The sequence below is a fragment of the Rhodococcus qingshengii JCM 15477 genome, from assembly GCF_023221595.1.
Classification (GTDB): domain Bacteria; phylum Actinomycetota; class Actinomycetes; order Mycobacteriales; family Mycobacteriaceae; genus Rhodococcus_F; species Rhodococcus_F qingshengii.
In genome coordinates this window covers 4,041,978-4,067,527 of the sequence record NZ_CP096563.1, presented here as the reverse complement: position 1 = coordinate 4,067,527, position 25,550 = coordinate 4,041,978, and the positions used below count along the sequence as shown (strand labels likewise).

The 25,550-nt window shown below is 62.5% G+C and carries 22 protein-coding genes and 2 tRNA genes; 16 read left to right on the top strand and 8 right to left on the bottom strand.

The window, feature by feature from the left end; translation table 11 throughout:
* The first annotated feature begins 3 nt into the window (after nt 1-3).
* From M0639_RS18490 to M0639_RS18475, 4 genes are all read left to right on the top strand, one after another.
* Entirely contained in the window at nt 4-423 is a 420-nt protein-coding gene (locus tag M0639_RS18490) for an acyl-CoA thioesterase (RefSeq protein WP_054801010.1), read from the top strand.
* Nucleotides 424-522: 99 nt separating this feature from the next.
* A complete protein-coding gene (locus M0639_RS18485; protein WP_064074814.1) occupies nt 523-5,370 on the top strand; it encodes an NAD-glutamate dehydrogenase in 4,848 nt (1,615 codons plus the stop codon).
* Nucleotides 5,367-5,786, top strand: coding sequence for an acyl-CoA thioesterase (locus M0639_RS18480; RefSeq protein ID WP_003944573.1), 420 nt, complete (start codon nt 5,367-5,369; stop codon nt 5,784-5,786). The genes M0639_RS18485 and M0639_RS18480 overlap by 4 nt, the downstream gene beginning before the upstream one ends.
* Nucleotides 5,779-6,465 carry a DUF8010 domain-containing protein gene (locus M0639_RS18475; protein ID WP_030536651.1) on the top strand — a complete coding sequence of 229 codons (687 nt, stop codon included), beginning with the start codon at nt 5,779-5,781 and terminating at the stop codon, nt 6,463-6,465. The genes M0639_RS18480 and M0639_RS18475 overlap by 8 nt, the downstream gene beginning before the upstream one ends.
* A gap of 27 nt (nt 6,466-6,492) precedes the next feature.
* On the opposite strand, the gene M0639_RS18470 is transcribed toward M0639_RS18475, so the two are convergent.
* A complete protein-coding gene (locus tag M0639_RS18470) occupies nt 6,493-8,091 on the bottom strand; it encodes a glycoside hydrolase family 13 protein (protein ID WP_007730939.1) in 1,599 nt (532 codons plus the stop codon).
* A gap of 170 nt (nt 8,092-8,261) precedes the next feature.
* Here M0639_RS18470 and M0639_RS18465 point away from each other — a divergent pair, with 170 nt between their 5' ends.
* Nucleotides 8,262-8,690: a cupin domain-containing protein gene (locus M0639_RS18465; RefSeq protein ID WP_228401110.1), complete on the top strand. Its 429-nt coding sequence runs from the start codon at nt 8,262-8,264 to the stop codon at nt 8,688-8,690.
* A 4-nt stretch (nt 8,691-8,694) separates the two neighbouring features.
* Here the strand turns inward: M0639_RS18465 and M0639_RS18460 are convergent, their stop codons facing one another.
* The gene (locus M0639_RS18460) at nt 8,695-9,102 is read right to left on the bottom strand and encodes a globin (protein WP_003944464.1); all 408 of its coding nucleotides are present in this window, start codon (nt 9,100-9,102) and stop codon (nt 8,695-8,697) included.
* Nucleotides 9,103-9,284: 182 nt separating this feature from the next.
* On the opposite strand from M0639_RS18460, the gene M0639_RS18455 reads away from it, so the two are divergent.
* The 3 genes from M0639_RS18455 (at nt 9,285) to M0639_RS18445 (ending at nt 10,859) form a co-directional block, all read left to right on the top strand.
* Entirely contained in the window at nt 9,285-9,983 is a 699-nt protein-coding gene (locus M0639_RS18455) for an HNH endonuclease (RefSeq protein WP_172403517.1), read from the top strand.
* Nucleotides 9,984-10,129: 146 nt separating this feature from the next.
* Nucleotides 10,130-10,393, top strand: a complete 264-nt coding sequence (gene ctaJ / locus M0639_RS18450) for an aa3-type cytochrome oxidase subunit CtaJ (protein ID WP_007730943.1) — start codon at nt 10,130-10,132, stop codon at nt 10,391-10,393.
* The gene (locus M0639_RS18445; RefSeq protein ID WP_003944512.1) at nt 10,380-10,859 is read left to right on the top strand and encodes a DUF5130 domain-containing protein; all 480 of its coding nucleotides are present in this window, start codon (nt 10,380-10,382) and stop codon (nt 10,857-10,859) included. Before ctaJ ends, M0639_RS18445 begins: the two co-directional genes overlap by 14 nt.
* 71 nt (nt 10,860-10,930) lie before the next feature.
* On the opposite strand, the gene pepN is transcribed toward M0639_RS18445, so the two are convergent.
* Together pepN and M0639_RS18435 are read right to left on the bottom strand one after the other, a co-directional pair.
* Nucleotides 10,931-13,510 carry an aminopeptidase N gene (gene pepN, locus M0639_RS18440; RefSeq protein ID WP_064074813.1) on the bottom strand — a complete coding sequence of 860 codons (2,580 nt, stop codon included), beginning with the start codon at nt 13,508-13,510 and terminating at the stop codon, nt 10,931-10,933.
* Between the two features lie 65 nt (nt 13,511-13,575).
* Nucleotides 13,576-14,811 (bottom strand): NAD(P)/FAD-dependent oxidoreductase, encoded by a 1,236-nt coding sequence (locus M0639_RS18435; RefSeq protein WP_064074812.1) that lies wholly within the window; start codon nt 14,809-14,811, stop codon nt 13,576-13,578.
* A 166-nt stretch (nt 14,812-14,977) separates the two neighbouring features.
* On the opposite strand from M0639_RS18435, the gene M0639_RS18430 reads away from it, so the two are divergent.
* Nucleotides 14,978-15,601: a DsbA family oxidoreductase gene (locus M0639_RS18430; protein ID WP_003944541.1), complete on the top strand. Its 624-nt coding sequence runs from the start codon at nt 14,978-14,980 to the stop codon at nt 15,599-15,601.
* Here M0639_RS18430 and M0639_RS18425 read toward each other — a convergent pair.
* Nucleotides 15,589-16,467, bottom strand: a complete 879-nt coding sequence (locus tag M0639_RS18425) for a M48 family metallopeptidase (protein WP_042923839.1) — start codon at nt 16,465-16,467, stop codon at nt 15,589-15,591. The two genes, M0639_RS18430 and M0639_RS18425, sit on opposite strands and share 13 nt — an antisense overlap.
* A gap of 100 nt (nt 16,468-16,567) precedes the next feature.
* On the opposite strand from M0639_RS18425, the gene M0639_RS18420 reads away from it, so the two are divergent.
* Both M0639_RS18420 and M0639_RS18415 read left to right on the top strand, forming a co-directional pair.
* Nucleotides 16,568-17,041: a ribose-5-phosphate isomerase gene (locus M0639_RS18420; protein WP_003944571.1), complete on the top strand. Its 474-nt coding sequence runs from the start codon at nt 16,568-16,570 to the stop codon at nt 17,039-17,041.
* Between the two features lie 15 nt (nt 17,042-17,056).
* The gene (locus M0639_RS18415; protein ID WP_003944531.1) at nt 17,057-17,854 is read left to right on the top strand and encodes an Fpg/Nei family DNA glycosylase; all 798 of its coding nucleotides are present in this window, start codon (nt 17,057-17,059) and stop codon (nt 17,852-17,854) included.
* Here the strand turns inward: M0639_RS18415 and M0639_RS18410 are convergent.
* Nucleotides 17,851-18,627 (bottom strand): hypothetical protein, encoded by a 777-nt coding sequence (locus M0639_RS18410; protein WP_047270838.1) that lies wholly within the window; start codon nt 18,625-18,627, stop codon nt 17,851-17,853. The genes M0639_RS18415 and M0639_RS18410 overlap by 4 nt on opposite strands.
* Before the next feature lie 192 nt (nt 18,628-18,819).
* Nucleotides 18,820-18,893 (bottom strand) — tRNA-Gly (locus M0639_RS18405).
* 408 nt (nt 18,894-19,301) lie between these two features.
* Here M0639_RS18405 and M0639_RS18400 point away from each other — a divergent pair.
* The 5 genes from M0639_RS18400 to clpX all read left to right on the top strand — a co-directional run bounded on the left by M0639_RS18400 (nt 19,302) and on the right by clpX (nt 23,992).
* A tRNA-Pro gene (locus M0639_RS18400) sits at nt 19,302-19,375 on the top strand.
* A gap of 115 nt (nt 19,376-19,490) precedes the next feature.
* On the top strand, nt 19,491-20,864 hold the full coding sequence (gene tig / locus M0639_RS18395) for a trigger factor (RefSeq protein ID WP_007730958.1): 1,374 nt from the start codon (nt 19,491-19,493) through the stop codon (nt 20,862-20,864).
* Between the two features lie 216 nt (nt 20,865-21,080).
* On the top strand, nt 21,081-21,668 hold the full coding sequence (locus M0639_RS18390; RefSeq protein ID WP_007730960.1) for an ATP-dependent Clp protease proteolytic subunit: 588 nt from the start codon (nt 21,081-21,083) through the stop codon (nt 21,666-21,668).
* 48 nt (nt 21,669-21,716) lie between these two features.
* Nucleotides 21,717-22,379: an ATP-dependent Clp protease proteolytic subunit gene (locus M0639_RS18385; protein WP_003944539.1), complete on the top strand. Its 663-nt coding sequence runs from the start codon at nt 21,717-21,719 to the stop codon at nt 22,377-22,379.
* 332 nt (nt 22,380-22,711) lie between these two features.
* Nucleotides 22,712-23,992, top strand: a complete 1,281-nt coding sequence (gene clpX, locus M0639_RS18380) for an ATP-dependent Clp protease ATP-binding subunit ClpX (protein WP_003944582.1) — start codon at nt 22,712-22,714, stop codon at nt 23,990-23,992.
* Between the two features lie 117 nt (nt 23,993-24,109).
* Here the strand turns inward: clpX and M0639_RS18375 are convergent, their stop codons facing one another.
* Entirely contained in the window at nt 24,110-25,447 is a 1,338-nt protein-coding gene (locus tag M0639_RS18375; protein ID WP_042450291.1) for an MFS transporter, read from the bottom strand.
* Between the last annotated feature and the right edge of the window lie 103 nt (nt 25,448-25,550).

Here is a 25,550-nt window from a genome sequence, read left to right as displayed (position 1 = left end):
CCGGTGTCCGACGTGTACACAGCGCAGATCCAGGTCCGGTGGGGCGATTCCGACCGGTTGGGTCACGTCAACAACACGCGTTACGTCGAGTACATGCAGGAAGCGCGCATCCAGTTCCTGGAAGCGAAACTGGCGCCGCTCGGCGGCCGGCCGGGATACCTCGTGGTTCGAAAGATGACCGTCGAGTTCCTCAAGCCGGTCACCGATCGGTCCGGTCCCTTGAATGTGGAGATCTTCACGACTCACGTCGGGACTTCCTCGTTCACGGTTCGGCACGTCATCCGTGACAACGCGGGTGTCGAATGCGCTTTCGGCGACGCGTTGATGGTCGGATTCGACACGGTGTCCGAAAAGTCCAGACAGCTGGCGGACAGCGAACGCGCGGTGCTCGAAGCATCGCTTGTTCAGATGACGACATCGTAGATTTCGTTTCTCAGTTCACCCTAGGTACTGGTTGCCGCGGCTAGTCTCGAGTCAGAGATTGGTCGCGGCGATCAGAACCCACAAGGATGTGAGCCAGGAATGACAGACCGTGTACGGCAGCAGGGCACAGGCCTCGACGAAGCGACGTTGTTGACGCGTCTTCGCGAGGCCTTTTTCACGCATATCGACGAGGGTGACAGCGACGACGTCATCAACGGTCGATCGGATCGAGTCCTGCTCGCGCATCTTGCGCTCGGGAGGCAGCGGACCCCGGGCACGGCCGTATGGCGTGTGTACCGCCCGTCAGGATCCGAGGGTCTCGGCGCTGCCGTCCAGATCGTCACCGACGACATGTCGTTGCTCGTCGAGTCCGTTACCGCGATGCTCAACCGACAAGGTGTGGGAATCAGTCAATTCGCCCATCCGATCCTGACGGTTGAACGCGATGACTCGGGCAATCTGATGTCCTTGGGCGACAGCGGTATCCAAGAATCCTGGATGCACGTCCAGTTGGACTCCGAAGTCGAGGATTCCGCTCTCGACGCGATCGAAGCACACCTCGGCAAGGTGCTCGCGGACGTCCGCCAGGTGGTTGGTGACACCCCGGACATGAAGGCATTGCAACTGCGCGTTGCCGACGAGTTGGCGAGTGCCGCAGAAACTGCCTCCGGGAGGATCACCCCCGAAGAATTCTCCGACACCGCCCGGCTGCTGCGGTGGATGGCGGACGGAAACTATGCCGTGCTCGGATACCGGCGATTCGAGGGCACGAAGGACGGTTCACGTACGGTCGCGGGTAGTGGACTCGGTGTGCTGCGCTCCGACGCGGTCACCGAGGGCCCGATGAGCTTGCCTCCCGTCGCAGATCTCCCGGATCGACCGCTTCTGGTCCTGACTCAGGGATCGTTCCCCGCCACGGTGCACCGCGCTGTCTACCCGTACTTCGTGGGCGTCTCGATCCTCGACGACAACGGAAACATTGTGGGGGAGCACAGGTTCCTGGGAGTGTTCACCGTTGTCGCCCTCCACGAGAACGTCCTCGCGATTCCCCTGATCGAGCGCCGCGTCCGCGAAGTCATCGCGCGTGCCGGTGTCGACCTGCATTCGTACTCCGGTCAGGCGATGCTCGAGGTCATCCAGTCGTTCCCGCGCACCGAGTTGTTCTCGAGCGATGCCGAGACCTTGTTCGAGACTGTGCACGCCGTGCACAGCATCGGGCTGCGTCGACAGGTGCGACTCTTTGTCCGCGAGGACACGTTCGGACGCTTCGTATCCTGCTTGGTGTATCTACCCCGCGACCGGTACACGACGCGGGTGCGACTGGCGATGCAAAACCTGTTGTGGCGCGAATTCGGACCAGGCACAGTCGATTACACCGCCCGGGTTACCGAGAACGATCTTGCGCTGTTGCACGTGACGATCCGGCGCGATCCGGACAGTGAGCCGGTTCATCTGGATGTCTCCGAGGCCAACCGCGAGCGAGTTCAGGCTCTGTTGACCGAAGTCAGTCGTAGCTGGGACGACCGCATCAACGACCTTGTTCGTGAAAGTCCAGGTGTGGATCCGGAACTGGTGCAGCGGTATTCGCGGGTGCTTCCCGATGGATACAAGGAGGACTTCGAACCGTCACGCGCGTTGGCCGACATCGCCAGACTCGAGGCGTTGGCGCCAGGCGCGATCGACGTACTGCTCTATCGTGCTGTGGACTCCGCGCCCGGTGCCTGGCGCTTCACGCTCTTCGTCGGCGGCGACGGTATCTCGTTGAGCCAGGTGCTACCGGTGCTGCAGTCACTCGGCGTCGAAGTTCTCGACGAGCGGCCGCACGTCGTGCAGCGACTCGACGGCGTTCAGTGCTGGATCTACGATTTCGGATTGTCGGTACCGGCGGATCTTCGGGCGTCGGTCGAGATCGACCTCGATGCGCAGGTGCCGCTCGAGACCAGTACCGCCCCGCTGACCGAGGTCCAGAAGCGATTCACGGCTGCATTCGGTGCAGTCTGGTTCGGCCGGGCAGAAGCTGACCGATTCAACGAGTTGGTGCTGCGGGCCGGAATGTCCTGGCGGCAAGCCGTGGTGCTGCGTGCTTACGCAAAGTATCTGCGCCAGGCCACATTTCCGTACAGTCAGTTCCACATCGAAGGAATCGCGCTTACACACCCGCAGACCGCGTTTGCATTGGTGCAGTTGTTCGAGGCGATGTTCGACCCCGAGAAGCAGGACGACATTCGCGTCGCCGAATTGGACGAGCAGTTGCGTGCGTCCATCGACGAGGTACTCAGCTTGGATGCCGATCGCATTCTGCGTGGAATGTTCTCCTTGGTGAAGGCGACCTTGCGTACCAATTTCTACGTCGTCGACGCCGATGGCCGCTCTCGCGACTACCTGTCGGTCAAGCTCGATCCCTCACGGATCAGCGAGTTGCCCAAGCCGCGGCCGGCTTTCGAGATCTACGTGTACTCACCCGAGGTCGAAGGCGTCCACCTGCGATTCGGCGCAGTCGCGCGCGGCGGGCTCCGCTGGTCCGACCGGCGCGAGGATTTCCGCACCGAGGTGCTCGGCTTGGTGAAGGCTCAGGCCGTCAAGAACGCGGTGATCGTGCCGGTCGGCGCCAAGGGCGGCTTCGTCGTGAAGAATCCGCCTCTGCCGACGGGTGATCCGGCCGTTGATCGAATGGCGACGCTGGAAACCGGCAAGGCCTGCTACACCACCTTCATCTCCGGATTGCTCGACATCACCGACAACGTGCACGCGGCTACCGGCGAAGTTGTGACGCCGGATCGAGTGGTGCGCAAGGACGATCAGGATCGCTACCTGGTGGTCGCCGCGGACAAGGGCACGGCGACGTTCTCGGATCTCGCCAATTCGGTTGCCGCCAAGTACGACTTCTGGCTCGGCGACGCGTTTGCCTCCGGTGGCTCCGTGGGATACGACCACAAGGGCATGGGTATCACCGCTCGCGGCGCCTGGGAAAGCGTCAAGCGGCACTTCCGCGAACTCGGGGTCGACACGCAGACGCAGGATTTCACGACGGTAGGCGTCGGCGACATGAGCGGAGACGTGTTCGGCAACGGAATGCTCCTCAGTCGGCACATCCGTCTGGTGGGCGCGTTCGACCATCGACACATCTTCCTCGATCCGAACCCGGATGCAGCGAGCTCGTTCGTCGAACGTCAACGACTTTTCGAGTTGCCACGGTCGTCATGGGCCGACTACGACAAGAGCCTGATCAGTGAAGGTGGCGGCGTCTGGGACCGCACGGTCAAGTCGGTTCCGATCGCCGAAAGCGTCCGGATCGCACTGGGTCTAGCCGAGGGGGTCACGAAGCTCTCGCCGCCGGAATTGATGCAGGCGATTCTGTCGGCACCGGTGGATCTGCTGTGGAACGGCGGAATCGGTACATACGTCAAAGCGTCGACCGAGACCAATGCGCAGGTTGGCGACAAGAGCAACGACGCCGTGCGTGTCGACGGTCAAGATCTGCGGGTCAAGGTGATCGGGGAGGGCGGCAACCTCGGCGTCACTGCTCTGGGAAGAATCGAGTTCAGCGCCAGCGGCGGTCACATCAACACCGACGCCATCGACAACTCGGCCGGCGTCGACTGCTCCGATCACGAAGTGAACATCAAGATTCTTCTCGATTCGCTCGTGCGTTCGCAGTTACTGCCCACGCAGGAACGGAATCCGTTGCTGGCGTCGATGACCGACGACGTGGCGGCGCTGGTGTTGGCGGACAACATTGCTCAGAACGCGCTGCTCGGAATCTCCCGCGTGACCGCTTCTCAGATGCTCGGTGTTCACCGCCGTCAGTTGACGGATCTGACCAAGGCACGTGGCCTTGACCGCAAACTCGAGGCGTTGCCGACCGACAAGGAGATCGAGCGTCGACTCGAGGCCGGTGTGGGTCTGACGTCGCCGGAATTGGCGACGCTGACGGCGCACGTGAAGCTTTCACTCAAGGACGATCTGCTCGCAACCGAGTTGCCGGACAACGATTTCTTCGCCCAGCAGATCCCGCAGTACTTCCCGACCGCTGTTCGCGATCGGTTCGAAACGGAGATCAAGGCACACCCGTTGCGGCGGCAGATCGTCGCGACGATGCTCGTGAACGAAGTGATCGACAACGGCGGAATCACGTACGCCTACCGCTTGGCCGAGGAGACCGGAGCGAGCAGTACGGACTCGATCCGTGCCTACGCCGCTGTGCGAGAGGTGTTTGCGCTCGACGAGGTGTGGTCGCGAATCCGCTCGGCGGGCGTCAGTGCAGAGATCGAAAACGAGTTGATCGTTGAGTCGTGCCGCTTGCTCGACCGCGCGTCGCGGTGGTTCCTGGCCAATCGGCCCCAGCCGATCGCCGTCGGTGCCGAGGTTGCGCGTTACTCGGCGGCGTATCGGGCTACGGCACCTCTGGTCCCGGGGCTGCTTGCGGGCCATCAACTCGACGATCTGCTGGTGCGGGCTCAATCGGTGATCGATCGCGGGGCTCCGGAAGCGTTGGCGCTGGACGTGTTCCGACTGCTGGATGTCTACTGCCTGCTCGACATCGCGGATATCGCCGACATCGCAGATCACGACATCGCCGAAGTCGCGGAGCTGTACTACGCCTTGGACGCGCATCTGGGAATCGACTGGTTGCTGAGCGCGGTCTCGGGACTCGAGCGCGGCGATCGATGGCACTCGCTCGCGAGGCTCGCGTTGCGAGACGACCTCTACAGTTCGCTTCGGCAGCTGACGATGGAGGTTCTGGCCGGCGGCGAACCGGGGGAGTCGCCGCAGGAGAAGATCGACGAATGGGAGTCGACCAATGCCTCGCGTCTGAGCCGGGCGAGGGCAGCTCTCGTCGAGATCTTCGAGTCTGGGACGCTTGACCTCGCGACGCTCTCGGTGGCGGCGCGTCAGGTTCGTAGCATGGTGCGCAGCATGGGCACCCGATCGGAGGTAGGACGTTGAGCGAAGGATTCCACGCCGAAGTTGTGGTTCGGTGGTCCGACATGGATGCCTTCCAGCACATCAACCACGCACGGATGGTGACGTTGCTCGAAGAGGCGCGGATTCCTTGGTTGTTCGAAGACTCGCGCCCGACGGTCACCCTGCGTGACGGGGCCGTGATTGCCGATCTCCATGTGCGGTACCGCGGCCAACTGCGGCACGACGATTCGCCGCTCGACGTCTTCATGTGGGTGGAAAAGGTGCGCGCGGTGGACTTCACCATCGCGTACGAGGTTCGCCCCCGCGGTGCGGATCTCAGTGTCCCGCCGTCCATCGTGGCGTCGACTCAGATCGCGGCCTTCGATATCGACACTCAACGTTTGCGTCGCCTCAGCGGGCCCGAGCGCGAGTACTTGGAGAGCTGGCAACGTGCATGAACGTGTACTGACCGTGCCCGAGGAGGCCGAGCGAAAGAACTTGGCCGGCTTCATCGGTCATGCCTTGCGTTTGGACGAGTCCACGGTGATCCGGATGCGTCGACGCGGAGATGCTCACCTGAGCGTTTGGGCGTCAACGGGTTTCGACGCTCTCGCTACGCGAACCGTGGCGGGCACCATCAACCCTGACGACACCTCGGCTGCCGGCGATCAGTTGCTCTCGGCGGTGGAGCAGGCGACAAGTGAGCTGATCGATCCGGGGTTCGCCATGGATTCGGCGTGGCGTGGGGCGTTGCCGCCGATGGACGGCTTCGAGCACCTGGACGACGTACCCGCCCGGGTGCTGATCGAACTGGCGCAGCGGGGCAACGCCTTGGCACTGGAGCATGGAAGTAGTCACGGTCCGCCGGCGTCGTTGCTCGATCAGGACGTGCTCGAGGTCAGTGGTCCGTCCGGCACGGTCGGGATCTCGATGCGGGTTGTTTTTGCCTTGACCGCAATGGGATTCGTTCCGCACGCCGGGTCCGAGGCGATGACCGCCGACATCGACCTCGAGCAGATCGACGCCTCGGAACTGGTTCGGGTGCGGGCGAGCAAATCCTGGGTGCGGCTCGATGCACGGTTCGGTTCGATCTACCGTCACCGCGGTGGTTCGATACCGCTGATGGTCGCACGATAGGAGTTCAGGTGGCGGGTGCGTGTTCTCTCAGATCAGCCACGCCGCAGCGTTGACGGGTAGTTGACCGTCGACGAGTGGTGCGCTGCTCAACAGCAGCTGCCCGTTCGGCAGTGCGATCGGCACCTCCGTGGTGTTGAGAGCACAGATCAGACCACCGCGTCGACGGAAAGCGAGGCAGCCGGGGGGACTGCCGTACCAATCGATGTCGGCGCCGGAGAACTCCGGCCTGGCGCTACGAAGTTCGAGGGCGGCGCGATAAAGCGAGAGCATCGAGTCGACGTCCTCGATCTGCGCCTCCACCGTGAGTGTCGACCACTCGCGTGGCATCGGCAACCAGGTGCTCGCACCGGTGGTGAATCCGAACGGGGGTTCGCTTCCTTCCCACGGAAGGGGCACTCGGCAGCCGTCGCGTCCTCGCTCGGCATGTCCGGATCGTTCCCAGACCGGGTCCTGTAGTGCCTCGTCGGGCAGGTCGACGTTCGGCAGGCCGAGTTCGGCTCCGTTGTAGATGAAGCTCGCGCCCGGAAGCGCCAGTTCGACGAGGATCATCGCCCGTGCGCGTTGGGTTCCGATCTCACCCCCGCCGTAGCGCGTGACTTCACGTTCGACGTCGTGATTCGACAGCGTCCACGTGGGCACACCCCCGACCTCGGCGACGGCCGCAAGAGAGTTCTCCACGGCCTCCCGGACGGACTCGGCGGAGAATTCGGTTTCTGCAAGTCGGAAGTTGAATCCGAGATGCAGTTCGTCTGGCCGGATGTATTCGCCGAACTTCTGGTTGTCCTTCACCCAGATCTCGCCGACGGTCATCGCCTCCGGGAACTCGTCCATGACCTTGCGGATGCCGCGGTGGATTTCGTGAACTGCCGGGTTGTTGAACCGCGGGTCGTCGTCGGAATTGCGCATGAGCTCGTTGAGCTCCCAGTCGTGGTCCGGCAAACCGTCGGGCTTGGCCATTCCGTGGGCCACGTCGATGCGGAATCCGTCGATTCCGCGCTCGAGCCAGAACCGCAGAGTCTTGGCGAGGTCGTCGAAGACCTCGGGGTTGTCCCAGTTCAGGTCGGGCTGTTCCTTGGCGAAGATGTGCAGGTACCACTGGCCGGGTGTTCCGTCGGCTTCGGTGACGCGGGTCCATGCCGGGCCGCCGAAGATGCTCGGCCAGTTGTTCGGCGGTTCGTTGCCGTTCTCACCTTTGCCGTCTCGGAAGATGTAGCGGGATCGCTCCGCAGAACCGGGCGCTGACGCCAGGGCTGCCTTGAACCACTCGTGCTGATCACTCGTGTGGTTCGGGACCAGGTCCATCGTGACCTTGATTCCGCGCTCGTGGGCTGACGTGATCAGCGAATCCATCGTCGCCAGATCGCCGAACAGGGGATCGATGTCGCGAGGATCCGAGACGTCGTAGCCGTGGTCTGCCATCGGTGACTTCATCACCGGGCTCAACCAGATTGCATCGATGCCGAGCAGTTCGAGGTAGCCGAGTTTCTCCTCGACTCCGCCGAGGTCGCCGATACCGTCGCTGCCCGAATCGGCAAAAGAACGCGGATAGATCTGATAGAAGACCGCCTCGTTCCACCACGGGGCTTCGGGCCGGCTTACAGAGGACGAATCCGCGGGGGTGCTCACAGCAGTTCATAGTGCCAAACGTCTGGCACTCTCACGACTTGGACACGGCAAAAGCGTGACTCTTTACCTAGCCTTGGTGTACTTTGCATTCACGCGGTGACACCATGTGGCAACTTTGGTGTTACTGCCGGGGGAGAAGTATTCGGGAATTCAACCAAGGGGGCTTGGCCTTGACTTTGTCGGCAATCGAAGCGGTCAGTTTGGATCATGTACTGCTCGAAGATGATCCGATCAACCGCGACTGGATAATCTTCGGCACACCGGTTGCACGGTCGGCGCAATGGTCGGCGAGTAAAGACGGGACCACGACTACACACGTCTGGGATTGCACGAAGGGGCGCTTCCGTTGGTACTTCCACGCGGACGAAATCGTGCACATCATCGAAGGGTCGGTCACCGTTCAGGCCGACGGAATCGCCGAGCGAACCCTGAGTGTCGGCGATGCCGCACTCTTCCGTGCGGGCAGTTGGTCGGAGTGGGAGGTCGAAGAGTACGTGCGCAAGCATGCAATCTTGAGTTCGCCCCTGCATCCCACGGTGTCGTTCGGGGTACGAGCAGTCCGCCGGGTCGCGCGCGTGTTCAGGCCGAAGGCTAGGTAGACGGTCAGATAGCGGAGTTCACCATGGACGCGGCAGCCATCTCCATGTAGTCGATCAACTGCTTGCGGTGCACCGGGCTCAGAGTCTTCTCGTCGATGGACGCGATGGCGACGTGCATGCACCGCAGCCACGCATCACGCTCGATCGGGCCGATCACGAATGGATTGTGGCGCATCCGCAGACGCGGGTGTCCACGCTCCTCCGAGTACGTGTGCGGTCCGCCCCAGTACTGCTCGAGGAACATCCGCATCCGCCGCTCGGCCGGGCCGAGATCGGCCTCGGGGTAGAGCGGGCGCACAACCTCGTCCTTCGCGACCTCTTCGTAAAATCGCGCGGTGAGCTTGTGAAACGTCTCGGCTCCGCCGACGGCGTCGTAGAAGGTCTGCTGCACGTCGTGCTGTACGTCATTCATGGCAAGTTCCATTGTGCCTGACGGCCGTAGTGGTCGGTTTCCGGGTCGACGACGGTTGTATCGAGTCGGAGTGCGTACCCATTCACCGGAAATTCACCGGCCGTCCTGGCAATTTTGTTCGAAATGGGAGTGCGTAACGCGATCATCCGTGGTCAACTTGGGGGCAGTCTCCCGGAGGTCGTATGAAGAACCGACATGCTGCACGCAATCACCGACAACTCCAGCCCACTAGCGCGCGGAACGACCACGCGTTAGGGGCTGTTCTGGAAGTTGTTCCTGACGGGTTCGCGCACACTACCGACCCACTCTTTTCCGACGAGCATTCTCACCTCGAGATGTTCCCTCCCGATCGCGTCGTCCCCGAGTGGGTGAAACGTCGGGTGCTACTGCTCAACGTCACGTACGAACCGCTGACCGCCCTTCCTGCCAGGCGCGCGGTCGTACTGATGGCCTGCGGCAAGGCCGATACCGTCCACGAGGACGAACAGGGCCCGGTAGTCCATTCCGCGGACTGGTCGGTGCAGGTTCCCTCGGTCATTCGATTGCGCACCTACGTGCGCGTTCCATATCGCGCCCGCATCCCCATGACTCGTGCCGCGCTGATGCATCGTGACCACTTCCGATGTGCGTACTGCGGAGCCAAAGCCGAAACCATCGACCACGTCGTTCCTCGCAGCAGAGGTGGCGGGCATTCGTGGGAGAACTGCGTCGCGTGCTGTGCCCCCTGCAATCACCGCAAGGCCGACAAGATGCTCAGCGAACTCGGATGGACCCTCCGTGCGGAATTGGTCCCGCCGTCCGGACCTCACTGGCGTCTGCTCGCGGCGACCAAGGAATTGCATCCGGCGTGGATGCCGTATCTCGGCGTGGGCGCAGCCTGAGCTATGTGTCGGCGTGGGCGCAGCCTGAGCAATGTGTCGGCGTGGGCGCAGCCTGAATTGAGTTCTAGCGTCACCGAAACGAAATTGCCCGAGAATTTGTGGCCCTGACGCTTTCCTTCCTGGCGTTCTGGGCTACGTTATCTGGTGTGAGCATTCTCGAGGTAGTACTGATATACGTTGGGATTCCGGCCTTGATCACCGCGTTCTTCGCGGCTGCGTCCTTCCTCGGGAAGAAGACGCCGGGACCGGTTCCGCCGGCGTTCCATCTCGGTGAGTCGTGGGATCACGCTCCCGTGCTGTGGAGTGCTGTCGACGAGGTCACCGTTCGCGGTGGCCATCACGGCAGTGCACACGCAATCGAAGCCGGTTCGGCTGATCTGATCGGAGGGTCCGCAAGTGGCAAGTGGTGATCATTCGACCGCGCTCGCAGTAGCGCCCGAGGACCTGCCCGTCGGCAGCGTCGTCACGTCCAGTGGACGCGTATCCGGTGTGCATCGCATCGGCGAGCCGTTCACCGACGATCTTCCGTTCGAGACCATGGATCTGGTCGCGCTCGACGTCGCGATGACCGAAGCGACGCGGGCCACCAAGGTGCGGTTCAACGCGTACGTCGGTGATCTCGGTTCTGATCCGGCAGCGGGTGCCGACGCATTGTTCCCGACCACGCCCGAAGCCGAGCGTTCCGTCCTGATCGCCGTTTCGCCCAACCAGCGCACCGTCGAGGTTCGCAGCGGTCGGGCAATCGCCGATCGGGTCACCGATCGTGTTACCCAGCTCGGAGCAACGGCGGCTGTTGCATCCTTCAGTGAAGGCAACCTGATCGACGGACTGATCAGTGCCATCCGCGTTATGGCAGCCGCAATTTCAGCGCCGTAACTGTTTGTCAGACACAGGCCGGTGCCCGCGTCGATTCGTGAGAATCGACGCGGGCACCGGCCTTTCGCATGTCAGCTCGCGTCGAACTTTCGTGCTGCGAGTGAACGAACCACGCCGGCCTGGCCTTCGACGACCAGGCGACGCAACGCGGGAGGGATGTCGCCTTCGAGGAACCGGTCTGCTGCCGCTACGGATTCGTCCGAGATCGACCACGACGGGTACAGCCCGATGACGACCGTCTGTGCCACTTCGCTCGAGCGTCGTTCCCACACCTCCGCGATATCGGCGAAGTAGCGGGAGACGAAGGGCTCGAGCAATTCGTCCTGGCCTTCGCGAGCGAACCCGCCGATGATCGATCGCGCGGTGATGTTGGGCACGGAGTCGTCGCCGACGACCTTCGCCCAGACCTCTTCCTTGACAGCGACCTGCGGACGTCCGGCCGCGGCCGCCGCGGCTTGACGAGCGCCCGCAGCGGTCGGGTCACGCTGAGCTTCGGCGTCGATGAATGGAGTTGCGGTTCCTTCGGCGTCGATCTCACCGGCGGCCGCGAGTGCCCCGACGATGCGCCAGCGCAGGTCCGTGTCGACGATCAGGCCGTCGAGCCCAACGGTGGAGGGATCGGCGTCGAGCAATTCGCGCAGTACCTCGGTGTGCCACGGGGAGAGTGCTGCGCCGGTGAGTGCGTTGACGAATGCCAGCTGGTGGTCGGACCCGGCCTCTGCCTCACGTGCGAGCTCGAGCAACCGATTGGCGAAGCTCGCCGCGCCTTCGGCCTCGGCCCAGGCCGGATCTGCGTAGGAGCCGATGGCGGTTTGGGCTTGGAGCAAGAGACGTTGCACCACACCGACTTCGGTCTCCGAACTGATGCCGCGCTCGACCAGCGCGACGAAGTCGCGTGCCTTCAGTTCGGCTTGACGGGTCATTTCCCACGCCGCCGACCAGACCAGGGTGCGGGGGAGTGAGTCGGTGATGTCGCCGACCCGCTCGATCGCCGTCGCCAACGATTCGGGATCGAGTCGCACGGAGCCGTAGGTGAGATCGTCGTCGTTGACCAACACGAGTGCACCGCGGGCGACGCCGACAAGTTCGGGGACATCCGTGCTTTCCACAGCATCGAGGTCGAGTTCGACGCGATGGCTTCGTACCAACTTGCCGTCGACGTCGTCGTAGATGCCGATGGCGATCCGGTGGATTCGCCGCTCGCCGGCGCCTGGTGCAGCACCGTCCTGCAGGACGGCGAAGCGGGTGAACTTTCCGTCTGCGTCGACATCGAAGTCGGGGCGCAGGATGTTCAAACCGGTGGTCTTGAGCCACTGCCGACCCCAGTCGGAAAGGTCACGGCCCGAGGACTTTTCGAGTGAGCCCAGCAGATCGTCGAAGGTTGCGTTTCCGAATGCGTGCTCACGGAAGTACTCACGCAGTCCGGCGAGGAACGGCTCGAGTCCGACGTATGCCACCAACTGCTTGAGGACGCTGGCGCCCTTCGCGTAGGTGATGCCGTCGAAGTTCACCTCGACGGCGGCCAGGTCCGGAATGTCCGCGGCAATCGGGTGCGTCGACGGCAACTGGTCCTGGCGGTACGCCCACGACTTCTCGACGTTGGCGAACGTCGTCCAGGCGTTCGTGTACTCCGTGGCCTCGGTCTGGCACAGGACCGAAGCGAAGGTCGCGAACGACTCGTTGAGCCATAGGTCGTCCCACCACGCCATCGTGACGAGGTCGCCGAACCACATGTGCGCCATTTCATGCAGGACCGTTTCGGCACGACGCTCGTACGAGTAGCGGGTCACCTTGGAGCGGAAGACGTAGTCCTCGAGGAATGTCACGGCGCCGGCATTCTCCATCGCGCCGGCATTGAATTCGGGGACGAAGAGCTGGTCGTACTTACCGAAGGCATAGGGAACACCGAAGTTGCGGTGGTAGAAGTCGAATCCCTGCTTGGTCTCGGTGAAGAGCCGCTCCTCGTCCATGAACTCGGCCAGTGAAGCGCGGCAGAAGATTCCGAGCGGGATGTCGCCGTGCTCGTCGGAGTAGTTGTCGGTCCACTGCGCGTAGGGACCGGCGATGAGCGCCACCAGGTACGTGCTCATCTTCGGGGTGGTCCGGAAAACGTGCTTGCCGGGATCGGCGGCGAGGGTCTCGACGACCGCGGAGTTGGAGATGACCTTCCACGACGTGGGAGCGGTGACGCGGACGTCGAACGTGGCCTTGAGATCAGGCTGATCGAAGCACGCGAACATGCGCTTGGCGTCAGCCGTCTCGAACTGTGAGTAAAGGTAGACGGCGTCATCGGTCGGGTCGACGAATCGGTGCAGCCCCTCGCCGGTGTGGGAGTAGATGCAATCGGCCTCGATGACCAACTCGTTGTCGGCAGCGAGGTCGGGCAGGCTGATGCCAGTCGACTCGTCGTAGCCGGAGACGTCGAGCGCGGTGCCGTTGAGGACCGCGGAATGGACTCTGGCCGCGACGATGTCGATGAAGCTGCTTGCTCCGGCCGTGGCGGTGAACGTGACGGTGGTCTTCGAGGAGAACGTCTCCTCGCCGGGTGCGTCTTTGCCGTCGGTGAGATCGAGTTCGATCAGGTAGTTCTCGACGGTCAGGATTGCTGACCGTTGCGCTGCGGTTTCGCGTGTCAGGTTCGGTGCGACCACAAAGATCTCCTCGTAGATGGTGCGGATCTATTACGTCCATCCCATCACGAAGAGAACGACTTCACTCAAGCGGACACTTCTGCCAGCGGAATCTCCGGATCGGCCAACCGCTCCGGATCGACGGGACGCGAAGACGCGACCAATTCCTTGATGGCGTCACCGGCATCCCAGATATTCACGTTCATGCCGGCGAGCACCTTGTTCGCGGAATCGAGCCAGAATGCCAGAAACTCGCGCTTGTCGACGTCGCCGCGAGTGACGACACTCGAGTAGCCGCCGTGCGGTGCGTGACCTACGTATTCCATTCCGAGGTCGTACTGATCGGTGAAGAAATACGGCATGCGGACGTACTCGGCGGGCCGTCCCAACATGGTCTCTGCGGCCGTCTCGGGTTGGTTGAGTGCGTTTGCCCAGTGCTCCACCCGAATTCGTGCATTCAGAATCGGATGCTGTGCGGCCGCGATGTCACCCACTGCGACCACGTCGGGGTCGCTGCTCTGCAGACCGGCGTCGACGAGAACCCCGTTCTCGACGTCGATACCCGCCTCCGATGCCAACTCGGTGTTCGGCAATGCGCCGACAGCGATCAACACGGCGTCGGCCGGAATCACGGTTCCATCGCTCAAAGTGACGCCCGAGGCGTGACCGCCGTCGACAGAGATTGCGGTGACGTCCGTGCCGGTGCGTAAGTCCACCCCGTTCTGGCGGTGCAGTGCGGCGAAGACCTCACCCATTTCCGGGCCGAGGGTCGATTCGAGCGGAAGTCCGGCATGCTCGAGCACGGTGACGTCGACGTCGAAACCGCGAGCCGACGCGGCAATTTCGAGGCCGATCCAGCCGGCACCGACCACGACGAGCTTCTTGTCGGCGGCCAGGGTGCGCAGCAGCGCGGCGGCCTGATCGACTGTTCGCACGTAGTGAACACCCTCGGCGTCGGACCCCGGGATGTCGAGGCGCCGCGACCGCGAACCGGTGGCCAAGGCGAGCTTGTCGTAGCTGATCGTTGAACCGTCCGGAAGTGACACGGTGTGCGCAGCGGGGTCGATGGCCGTTGCCGTCGTTCCCGGGCGAAGATCGACGCGATGGTCGCGAAACCACTCGCCGTCGTGGACGGTGAATTCGGGGAGTGTCTTCTTGCCTGCGAAGAACTCTTTCGACAGCGGCGGACGCTCGTACGGGAGGTGGTCTTCTTCACTCAATACGGTGATCTCACCGTCGAAATCTCTGTCACGCAGGGCTTCTGCGATCTTTGCGCCCGCGAGCCCGCCGCCGACGATCACGAATCTCCGGTTGGTGCTCATTACTGAACCACTCCTTCGTACTCGTTTCTTTTCGACACTACTGCGATCGGGAGGTGGTTCGGGGGAAAGCGCGGGAAGGATTGCGGGTTCATGATTGTTGGCAGAACGGGAGTATGTCCCCGAACTGATATGACCTGACCGACATGAACTGATAGGGAGTTTCTTCGTGAGCGCAACCTCGAGCAAGACCACGGACACTGCTGACTTCTGGTTCGATCCGCTCTGCCCGTGGTGCTGGATCACCTCACGCTGGATTCTCGAGGCCCAGCAGGTACGCGACATCGAGGCCAAGTTCCACGTGATGAGCCTTGCGGTTCTCAACGAGGGCCGTGACCTTCCCGACGAGTACCGGGAGATGATGACCAAGGCCTGGGGCCCGGTCCGTGTCGCCATCGCTGCAGCGCAGCTGAAGGGTGACGAGATCCTGCTGCCGCTGTACACGGCTATGGGGACGAAGATTCACAACGAGGGCAACAAGGACTTCGCCGACGTCATCAAGTCGTCCCTCGCCGAGGTCGGCCTGCCACCTGAACTGGCCGAGGCCGCCGACACCGACAAGTACGACGAGGCTCTGCGCGAGAGCCACCACAAGGGCATGGACGCCGTCGGACCCGACGTCGGAACCCCGACGATCCATGTCAACGGTGTGGCGTTCTTCGGCCCCGTGCTCTCACGCATCCCGCGCGGCGAGGACGCAGGCAAGGTGTGGGACGGCGCAGTCGCGCTGGCCGGCTACCCCCACTTCTTCGAGCTCAAGCGGACCCGCAACGAGGATCCTCAGTTCGACTGAGCGGCAGTGAGCGCCGGATTTCGGTAGAGCTGACCCGGCCGGAAGAACAGATGCCCTGAGTGCGTGCGGTTGCGAAGCGCAGCCGCACGCCAGGTCAGCACCGGATGCGACGACAAGATGTTGACGAACCACGGGAAGAACCCGGATTCGAGTGTCGCCCGATCGGCCAGTTCGTCGAACCCGACCAGACCCACCAGATACTTTCCCGCGCCGAGGACGCCCATCGCGCCCGGTGCACCCTGCGGACGCATGTGAAAGCCGAAGTTGTCCGCCGTGTACTCCATGGAACGCGACAGCGAAGACCCGATCACCGGAATGTAGTTCGACGCGAACTGTCCCCACTGGCGCCAGTACGACGCATGCCCGGCAGCGATGTGGCCGACCTCGTGGCCGATGATGAATGCGAGCGCATCGGGCTCGCGTGCCTGCCCACCGACTTCGAACAGGTCGCTGTAGACGACGACGAAACGGCGAAATCCGTGCCCCGACGCGAACGCGTTGATCCGTCCGTTCCCCAGCACGACGTAGGCATCCGGCGGAGTTTTCATGCCGAACCGTGCCGCAGCCTCGGCAACCAGCTGATACCCCTCCGGAAACTGTGAAGGCGTCATCTTGATTCCGTTGACCTGTTGCGATCCGTACAGCTGACCTCGCGCGAGGAACAGCAGGATCGGAGCCGCGAGCACCACGAGGATCCACGTCGACAGATCACCCGCAGCGATCAGAACGATCGCCACCACATAAGTGACGACCGTCGTCAGCACCGCGAGCACGAGTAGCGGGATTTCCCACGGGTGGCGAACGGCGTCACTGCCCGGTGACACACGAACGGCGGGTGCAGCGGCCTGGCCGTTGACGGGGTACATGGGCACCACGATAGGTGTGCTCGCGCGGCGATGCGTGTTCCTGAAAGTGTGACGTCGACCCGGGTGCGCCCGGCTGGTCGGGCCTGAGAGAATTGTCGCCATGCGCGTATACCTGGGTGCCGACCATGCCGGATTCGAACGTAAGAACGAGATCATCGAACACCTGAAAGCGAACGGCCACGAGGCCATCGACTGTGGTGCTCACGAGTACGACGCCGTGGACGACTACCCGGCTTTCTGCATCGAAGCCGCAAAGCGCGTCGTCGCCGACGAGGGCAGCCTGGGAATCGTCCTGGGTGGCAGTGGCAACGGCGAGCAGATCGCCGCGAACAAGGTTCCCGGCGCACGGTGCGCCCTCGCTTGGAGCGTCGAAACGGCGAAGCTGGCACGTGAGCACAACAACGCTCAGCTGATCGGCATCGGCGGACGTATGCATTCCCTCGAGGAATCGCTTGCCATCGTCGACGCTTTCCTCGCCACCGCATGGTCGGGTGAAGAGCGCCACCAGCGTCGTATCGACATCCTGTCCGAGTACGAGAAGACCGGCGTCGCACCGGCTCTGCCGCAAGCCTGATCCGAAAGTTGTTCCGTGCCTGAAGGTCATACCCTGCACCGGCTGGCACGGTTGCATGCCCGCAAGTTCGTCGGTTCACCGGTCCGCGTCCTCAGTCCGCAAGGCAGATTCGCCGAGGATGCGCGCCTGGTGGACGGACACGTACTCACGTCCTCGGATGCCTGGGGAAAGCACCTCTGGCACACGTACGACAACGGTCTGACAGTTCACGTACACCTCGGGTTGTACGGAAAGTTCACCGACGCCGCCCTGCCGATGGAAGAACCGGTAGGTCAGGTCCGGATGCGTATGGTCGGTGCCGATTTCGGCACCGACCTTCGTGGTCCCACCGCCTGCGAAGTCCTGCTACCTCCTCAGGTCGCCGCGATCGAGGCCAGACTCGGGCCGGACCCACTGCGCCGCGACGCGGATCCAGAGAAGGCCTGGTTGCGAATCTCCAAGTCCAAGACGGCAATCGGCGCCCTGCTGATGGACCAGGCGGTCCTGGCGGGTGTCGGCAACGTCTATCGCGCCGAACTTCTCTTTCGTCACGGAATCAACCCTGAACGACCGGGAAATCTCGTCTCTCACGGCGAGTGGACCGCCATGTGGGCAGACCTAGTCGAATTGATGAAAGTCGGCGTCAGACGGGGGAAGATGCACGTCGTTCGCGCCGAGCACGACAACGGAGATCCGGCGTACGCGAAGGATCGTCCGCGTACCTATGTCTACAGAAGAGCAGGATCGCCGTGCCGCGTGTGCGGCACACCGATCCTGCATTCCGTCATGAAGGCACGAAACCTGTTCTGGTGCCCGGTGTGTCAGTCGGCTTAGAAGTCGAAGCCGCCGAAGTCCCCGCCGCCCCCGAAATCCATTCCGCCTCCGTCGCCACCAGACCAGTCGCTTCCGCCGTCAGCGGTGTAGTCCGTGTTGTCGATACTTCCTTGGTCGGCGCCGGGATCACCGGCGTCCATACCCTGATCTCCCGAGTCACCGGAGCCTGTGTCGGCGCCGGGATCGCCACCCTGGGCGAAAGCCTCTGCGCCGTAAGGAACCCCGGCCATGCCGGAGAACATGGTCGAGAACAGCATCATCGAACCCAGACCCCAGGCGCCGGCGACGAGTGCAGGCTTCCACCAGGGTTCGGAGTACCAGCCGGCCGGGACCGGGCGTCCGGCGACTCGGCCGCCGGGGTAGTAGTTGGGTGTGTGCGACGACGGATTGGGTGATGCGGCGACCTTGCGGCCCTCGAATTCGACCTCACGGTCTTCGGTGACCGAACCGGCAGCCTTCTGTCCGTCGATGGAAGGAACTTCCGGTCCCGGATCCATGCCCATCGCCACCCGTGCCGCGCGGATGTAGTAAAGCCCTTCCAGTGCAGTCTGTTTCGCGAGACGTGCTTGGACCGGCGTTGCGGCCTGATCGATCTGCGAGCCTGCGGCGTTGTACCGTTCGGCCGCGTCGGCGAGGGCTTGGCGCGACGCGTCGTCACTGCCGGTCAGGTTGTAGACCTGACCGCCGAGGCGTTCGATCGACTGCCGGGCATCGGCTTTCGCATCGTCGAGTTGTGTTGCGCTGTGGCCGGAACCGCGTTGCTGGCTTTTCATGACCAGGAATACGACTACGGCCAGAACGACGAGTATGAGAAGAATCGTGGTCACGTGGCCTCCCGAGCAGAATCGATCCGGACAACTCCAGGATACGGACCGCAGGGGAGTGGTCTGAGTGGACAAAGTCGGAATACAAAAAATCCGCACCGGCTGGGCCGATGCGGATCTTTTGTGGAGTTTCCCTCCTGATGGAGGGGATGACGGGAATCGAACCCGCGTGATCAGTTTGGAAGACTGAGGCTCTACCATTGAGCTACATCCCCGTGCATACGACAACTCGGGATCGCCGTGTTCGTCGTCTGCGATACGAAACTGTACCCAATGCCCCACCGGATTTCATAATCGGGGGGTCGGAGAAGTTCGAGACCGTCGTTCACCTGGGGAATTGGCGAATTGCTCGGCGAGTCGGGGTGTCTCGGCCGCAGGCGCGACTTCTGATTCCGGCTCTGAATGGCAGTTGAGGCAAGGCTGTATGTGGCTGCCGTATGTGGCTGCCGTCGGATGACATACTGACGGGGTCGACAGCCGGGCCGTGTACAAATGGCGGTCGGGTTCGTGAGAGAGTAGTGAGCGCGATAGGGTTGTGCGCGGTCACCGATGGTGGCTGCCTTTGTGGCCCGCTGTCTTAGTGGCCTCGGATGGCCGTATCGTGTGTTTCATGTGATCGGAAACGGGATGTAGCGCAGCTTGGTAGCGCATCCGCTTTGGGAGCGGAGGGTCGCAGGTTCAAATCCTGTCATCCCGACAAGTACGTACATGGCACTTCACCTCCAGTAAGTCCGGGAGTGAAGTGCCGCGCCAGACAGCAGTACCGATTCAACACAAGTTGTGAGCAAGACCAGACGAAGGAGCGAAGTTTCGTGAAGAGCACCGTCGAGCAGCTCAGCCCGACGCGAGTCCGTATCAACGTTGAGGTGCCCTTCGCGGAACTCAAGTCTGATTTCGACAAGGCCTACAAGGCCCTCGCGCAGCAGATTCGTCTCCCCGGCTTCCGTCCCGGCAAGGCTCCGGCCCGCCTCCTCGAAGCGCGTGTCGGTCGCGGCGCTGTGCTCGAGCAGGTCGTCAACGACGCTCTGCCGTCGCGTTACTCCGAGGCTGTCACCAGCGCCGGCGTGAAGGCCATCGGCCAGCCCGAGATCGAGGTCACCAAGATCGAAGACGGCGAGCTCCTCGAGTTCACCGCCGAGGTCGACGTGCGCCCCGAGATCGAGCTCCCTGACTTCAGCTCCATCAACGTCGAGGTCGATCCGATCGAGATCACCGACGAAGCCATCGAAGAGCAGCTGCTTTCGCTGCGTCAGCGTTTCGGCACCCTCACCGGCGTCGACCGCGCAGTCGAGGACGGCGACTTCGTCTCCATCGATCTGTCGGCCACCGTCGACGGCGAGAACGTTGCCGAGGCAACCGCGAGCGGACTGTCGCACGAGGTCGGTTCGGGCCAGCTCATCGAGGGCCTCGACGAAGCCATCATCGGCCTCAAGGCGGGGGAGTCCAAGGACTTCACGTCGACGCTGGTCGCCGGCGAGTACGCAGGCAAGGAAGCTGTTGTCACCGTGACCGTGCAGACGGTCAAGGAGCGCGAGCTTCCGGCTGAGGACGACGAGTTCGCTCAGCTCGCCAGCGAGTTCGACACCCTGGAAGAACTGAAGGCTGACCTCCGTGAGCGCGTCGCACGCGTCCGCAAGGTCGAGCAGGCCGGTCAGATCCGCGACAAGGTTCTCGAGCAGCTGCTCGAGACCGTCGAGGTTCCGCTGCCGGAGGCCGTCGTCAAGGCTGAGGTCGACGCTGCTTTGCACGACGCCGTTCACGGTCTCGATCACGACGAAGAGGCACTGAACAAGCTCCTCGAAGAGCAGGGCAGCAGCCGCGAAGAGTTCGACAAGGATGCACAGGAAGCCGCTGAGCGCTCCGTCAAGACGCAGCTCTTGCTCGACTCGATTGCCGATGCGGGCAACGTCACCGTCGGTCAGGACGAGCTCACCGAGCGCATCCTGTTCCAGGCGCAGCGTTACGGCATGGCTCCTGAGCAGTTCATCCAGCAGATCCAGCAGGCCAACCAGCTCGGCGCCGTCTTCGCAGACGTCCGTCGTGGCAAGGCTCTCGCGTCCGTCGTCGAGTCGGCCGGTGTCAAGGACACCTCCGGCGCAGTTGTCGACACCGCAGAGCTGTTCGGCAGCAGTGAGGCCGAAACCGAAGCGGACGAGTCTGATTCCGCCGAGAGCGAAGACAAGTAAAAACGCAGGCGGACGGGTGTTTTCACCACGATCGACTGCACTGAGTTTTCCGCTTTGAGCGAAGTAGGGCGGCACCGGGACTCCGGTGCCGCCCTACTTCGTTACTGTCTGTGTCAGTAGAAGTGTTTCGCATAGACGATCCACCGCACAAGTAGATCCACATAGAAGGCAGGTACCGTGACTTCCAATCACCTGGAGACTTTGCAGAGTCCCGCCATGACTTCAGCGACCGCTGGGTTGAACCTCAGCGACTCGGTGTACGAGCGCTTGCTGCGAGAGCGCATCATTTTCCTCGGTACCCAGGTCGACGACGACATCGCCAACAAGCTGTGCGCACAGATCCTGCTGCTCTCGGCCGAGGACCCGACGCGAGACATCTCGCTCTACATCAACTCGCCCGGTGGATCCGTGACCGCAGGTATGGCGATCTTCGACACGATGCAGTTCGCCGAGTGCGACATCGCCACCTTCGGCATGGGCCTTGCGGCGTCGATGGGTCAGTTCCTGCTCTCGGCAGGCACCAAGGGCAAGCGCTACGCACTGCCTCACGCCCGCATCATGATGCACCAGCCGTCCGCCGGCATCGGTGGTTCCGCCAGTGACATCGCGATCATGGCCGAGCAGTTCAAGCACACCAAGCGCGAAATGGCCGAGCTGATTGCTCAGCACACCGGCCAGACGGTCGAGCAGATCACCGCGGACTCCGATCGTGACCGTTGGTTCACGGCGAAGGAAGCTCTCGAGTACGGCTTCGTCGACCACGTCGTCTCCCGTGCGAATCAGGCCGGCGGCACCGGCAACTGAGCCGGTTCGCCCGTCCTTTCGCTGCCCAATTCATACTTTGGAGAACTGATGACCAATCTTTTCGGAGCTAACTCGCTGGGCGGCCAGGCGCCGTCGGGCCCCCAATCGCGTTACATCCTGCCCCAGTTCACGGAGCAGACCAGCTACGGCGTCAAGACGTCCGACCCGTACAACAAGCTGTTCGAGGAGCGCATCATCTTCCTCGGCTCGCAGGTCGACGACGTGTCCGCCAACGACCTCATGGCGCAGTTGCTCGTTCTCGAATCGCAGGATCCGGACCGCGACATCACGATGTACATCAACTCGCCCGGTGGTTCTTTCACCGCGCTGATGGCGATCTACGACACGATGCAGTACGTCCGTGCCGACATTTCCACCGTCTGCCTCGGTCAGGCTGCTTCGGCAGCTGCCGTGCTTCTGGCCGGCGGTACGCCGGGCAAGCGCTTCGCGCTCCCCAACTCGCGCATTCTGATCCACCAGCCGGCTACGGGCGGCATCCAGGGTCAGGTTTCCGATCTGGAGATCCAGGCTGCGGAGATCGAGCGTATGCGTCGGCTCATGGAGAGCACGCTGTCGCTGCACACGGGTAAGGATCCGGAGACCATCCGCGTCGACACCGATCGCGACAAGATCCTCACGGCCGAGCAGGCCAAGGAGTACGGCATCATCGACGACGTGCTGGCTTACCGGAAGCTCAGCGCACAGAAGTAGTCGATTTCCGCCTCGTGTCGAGGATCTGTTACCCGATTCCCGACACGAGGCGGACACGTCGAGAAGTGCCTGGTGGAGCGCTTGCCAGGCTGAAATCTCGACTCTTTTCTTTTTTATCCGCAGACGAAACGCCGAGAACAGGTCGACCCCGTTCGGGATCTGCGGGTACCGTCACTTCACGGGCTGGTTCTCGACCGGCGTTCTGCGATTGTTCGACCAGATTTGTTCGATCAGTTTGTCTGATCTGACAACTACCGAAGTACTGCGGAGCGTCTCGACCGATCGAGTGGCGGCGAGTGCACGTACATGATGGAAAGTAGGGACCTCACGAGATGGCACGCATCGGCGACGGCGGGGATCTGCTCAAGTGCTCTTTCTGCGGTAAGAGTCAGAAGCAGGTCAAAAAGCTCATTGCAGGACCCGGGGTGTACATCTGCGACGAGTGCATCGACCTCTGCAACGAGATCATCGAAGAGGAATTGGCCGAATCGAGCGAGGTCAAGCTCGACGAGCTTCCCAAGCCTGCGGAGATCCGAGAATTCCTCGAGAACTACGTCATCGGTCAGGACTCCGCCAAGCGGACGTTGGCCGTGGCCGTCTACAACCACTACAAGCGCATTCAGGCCGGCGACAAGGGCCGTGACGCGCGGGGTGAGACGGTTGAGCTCGCGAAATCCAACATATTGATGCTCGGCCCCACCGGCTGTGGCAAGACGTATCTCGCTCAGACTCTCGCGAAGATGCTCAACGTCCCGTTCGCCATCGCTGACGCGACGGCGTTGACCGAGGCCGGTTACGTCGGTGAGGACGTCGAGAACATTCTGCTCAAACTGATTCAGGCTGCCGACTACGACGTCAAGCGCGCCGAGACCGGAATCATCTACATCGACGAGGTCGACAAGATCGCCCGTAAGAGCGAGAACCCGTCGATCACGCGTGACGTCTCCGGCGAAGGCGTTCAGCAGGCGTTGCTGAAGATCCTCGAAGGTACGCAGGCGAGCGTCCCGCCGCAGGGTGGCCGTAAGCATCCGCACCAGGAATTCATTCAGATCGACACCACGAACGTGCTGTTCATCGTCGCGGGCGCTTTCGCAGGTCTCGAGCGGATCGTCTCCGATCGTGTCGGCAAGCGCGGTATCGGATTCGGTGCCGAGGTTCGGTCGAAGGCCGAACTGGATACGGTCGATCGTTTCGCCGAGGTCATGCCGGAGGATTTGATCAAGTTCGGTCTGATTCCCGAGTTCATCGGCCGTTTGCCGATGATCGCGTCGGTGACCAACCTCGACAAGGAATCGCTCGTTCAGATCTTGTCGGAGCCCAAGAACGCTCTCGTCAAGCAGTACCGTCGCCTGTTCGACATGGACGGCGTCGAGCTCGAGTTCACCGAAGAAGCGCTCGACGCTATCGCCGATCAGGCGATCTTGCGTGGAACCGGCGCTCGTGGCCTGCGCGCCATCATGGAAGAGGTTCTTCTTCCCGTGATGTACGACATTCCCAGCCGTGACGACGTCGAAAAGGTGGTCGTCACCGCGGAGACCGTCAACGACAACGTACTTCCGACCATCGTTCCGCGTAAGCCGGAACGTGGCGAGCGTCGCGACAAGACGGCGTAGAACTTCAAAACGACTGTGGCCCGGTATCTCTCGCGAGATGCCGGGCCACAGTGGTTCGTGCAACACAGTGGTTCGTGCAACACAGTGGTTCGTGCAGGATGTCTGTCGGGTATTCGGCTAGATCGGGTTGCCGAGTTCCTTGAGGGGAGTGCGGAACGTCTCCTTGGCGGTGAACGCCGAGAGCGCGCAGATGACGCAGGCCACCGAAGTCAGAATGGCAACGGGCATCCAGTGTGTCTTGTCGCCGCCCATGAGGGCGTTGCCGATGGCGGGGGCAAAGCCTGCGAGGGCGAAGCCGACCTGGGTGCCGATCGCAATGCCCGAGTAGCGGACCTTGGTGTTGAACATCTCGGAGTAGAACGACGGCCAGATGGCATTCGGGGCAGCGTAGAAGACGGACATCAATCCGATTGCGGCGAGGAAGATCAGGGGAACGTTGCCGCTGGCGATTGCGCCGAAGTACACGTAGATGAACACCGCGCTACCGAGGGCGCCACCGATGAACAGCGGCCTGCGACCGATCCGGTCGGAGAGCATCGCCCAGGCGGGCTGACTGAGCAGGGCTACGGCGTTGGCTGCGATGGCAACCCAGAGCATGGTCGACTTCGGAATCCCCACTTCTTCGGTGGTGGCGAAAGCGAGACCGAAGACGGAGAAGATGGTCGAGACGACGGCGATGAAAGCGCAGCAGATCACGCGAATCAGATTTGCGCTGTGGGTGCGAAGAAGATCGGCAACAGGCAATTTGGCGACGGTCTTGGATTCCTGCTGCTCGGTGAACTCTTCGGGCTCTTCGAGCTTGAGACGCATGATGTATGCCGCGACCAGAACGATCAGGCTGCCCCAGAACGGGATTCGCCAGCCCCACGTGTAAAGGATGTCGTCGGGGAGCGCGGCGATGGGCAGGAATACGAGGCTGGCGAGGATGAAGCCGGCCTGGGTGCCGTTGAGGGTCCAACTGCAGAAGAACGCGCGTCGGCCTTCGGGGGCGTGTTCGAGCGTCAGTGAGCTGGCACCGCTCTGTTCACCGGCAGCGGAGATGCCCTGGGCGATTCTCATCAGGACGAGAAGGATCGGTGCAAGAACTCCGATCGAATCGGCGCTGGGAATACATCCGATGAGGAAGGTGGCTGCGCCCATCAGAATGAGCGTGAGCAGCATGATCTTCTTGCGGCCGACGCGGTCACCGAAATGGCCGAGGACTACAGCGCCGAGGGGACGCGCGACGTACGCGACACCGAAGGTGGCCAGCGAAAGTAGAGCCGCATGCCCGCTGTCCGGGAAGAACACCGTGGGGAAGATGAGCGCAGCGGCGGAGGCGTAGATGTAGAAGTCGTAGTACTCGAGCATGCTGCCGAGAAACGACGACGTTGCGGCGCGCTTGACCTTGGTCGTATCCGGCCTTGCCAAGGATCCCGCCTCGGGCCCGGACGGTGTAACCGTGCTAGCTGACATGCTCATCTCCTGGGTGGAAGCGTCGTGGAGGCTCTACATCCGCCGATTGTGTTCGTATAAAGAACGTCTGTGCGGAGAGCGATACAAGGAATGTAACCGACGC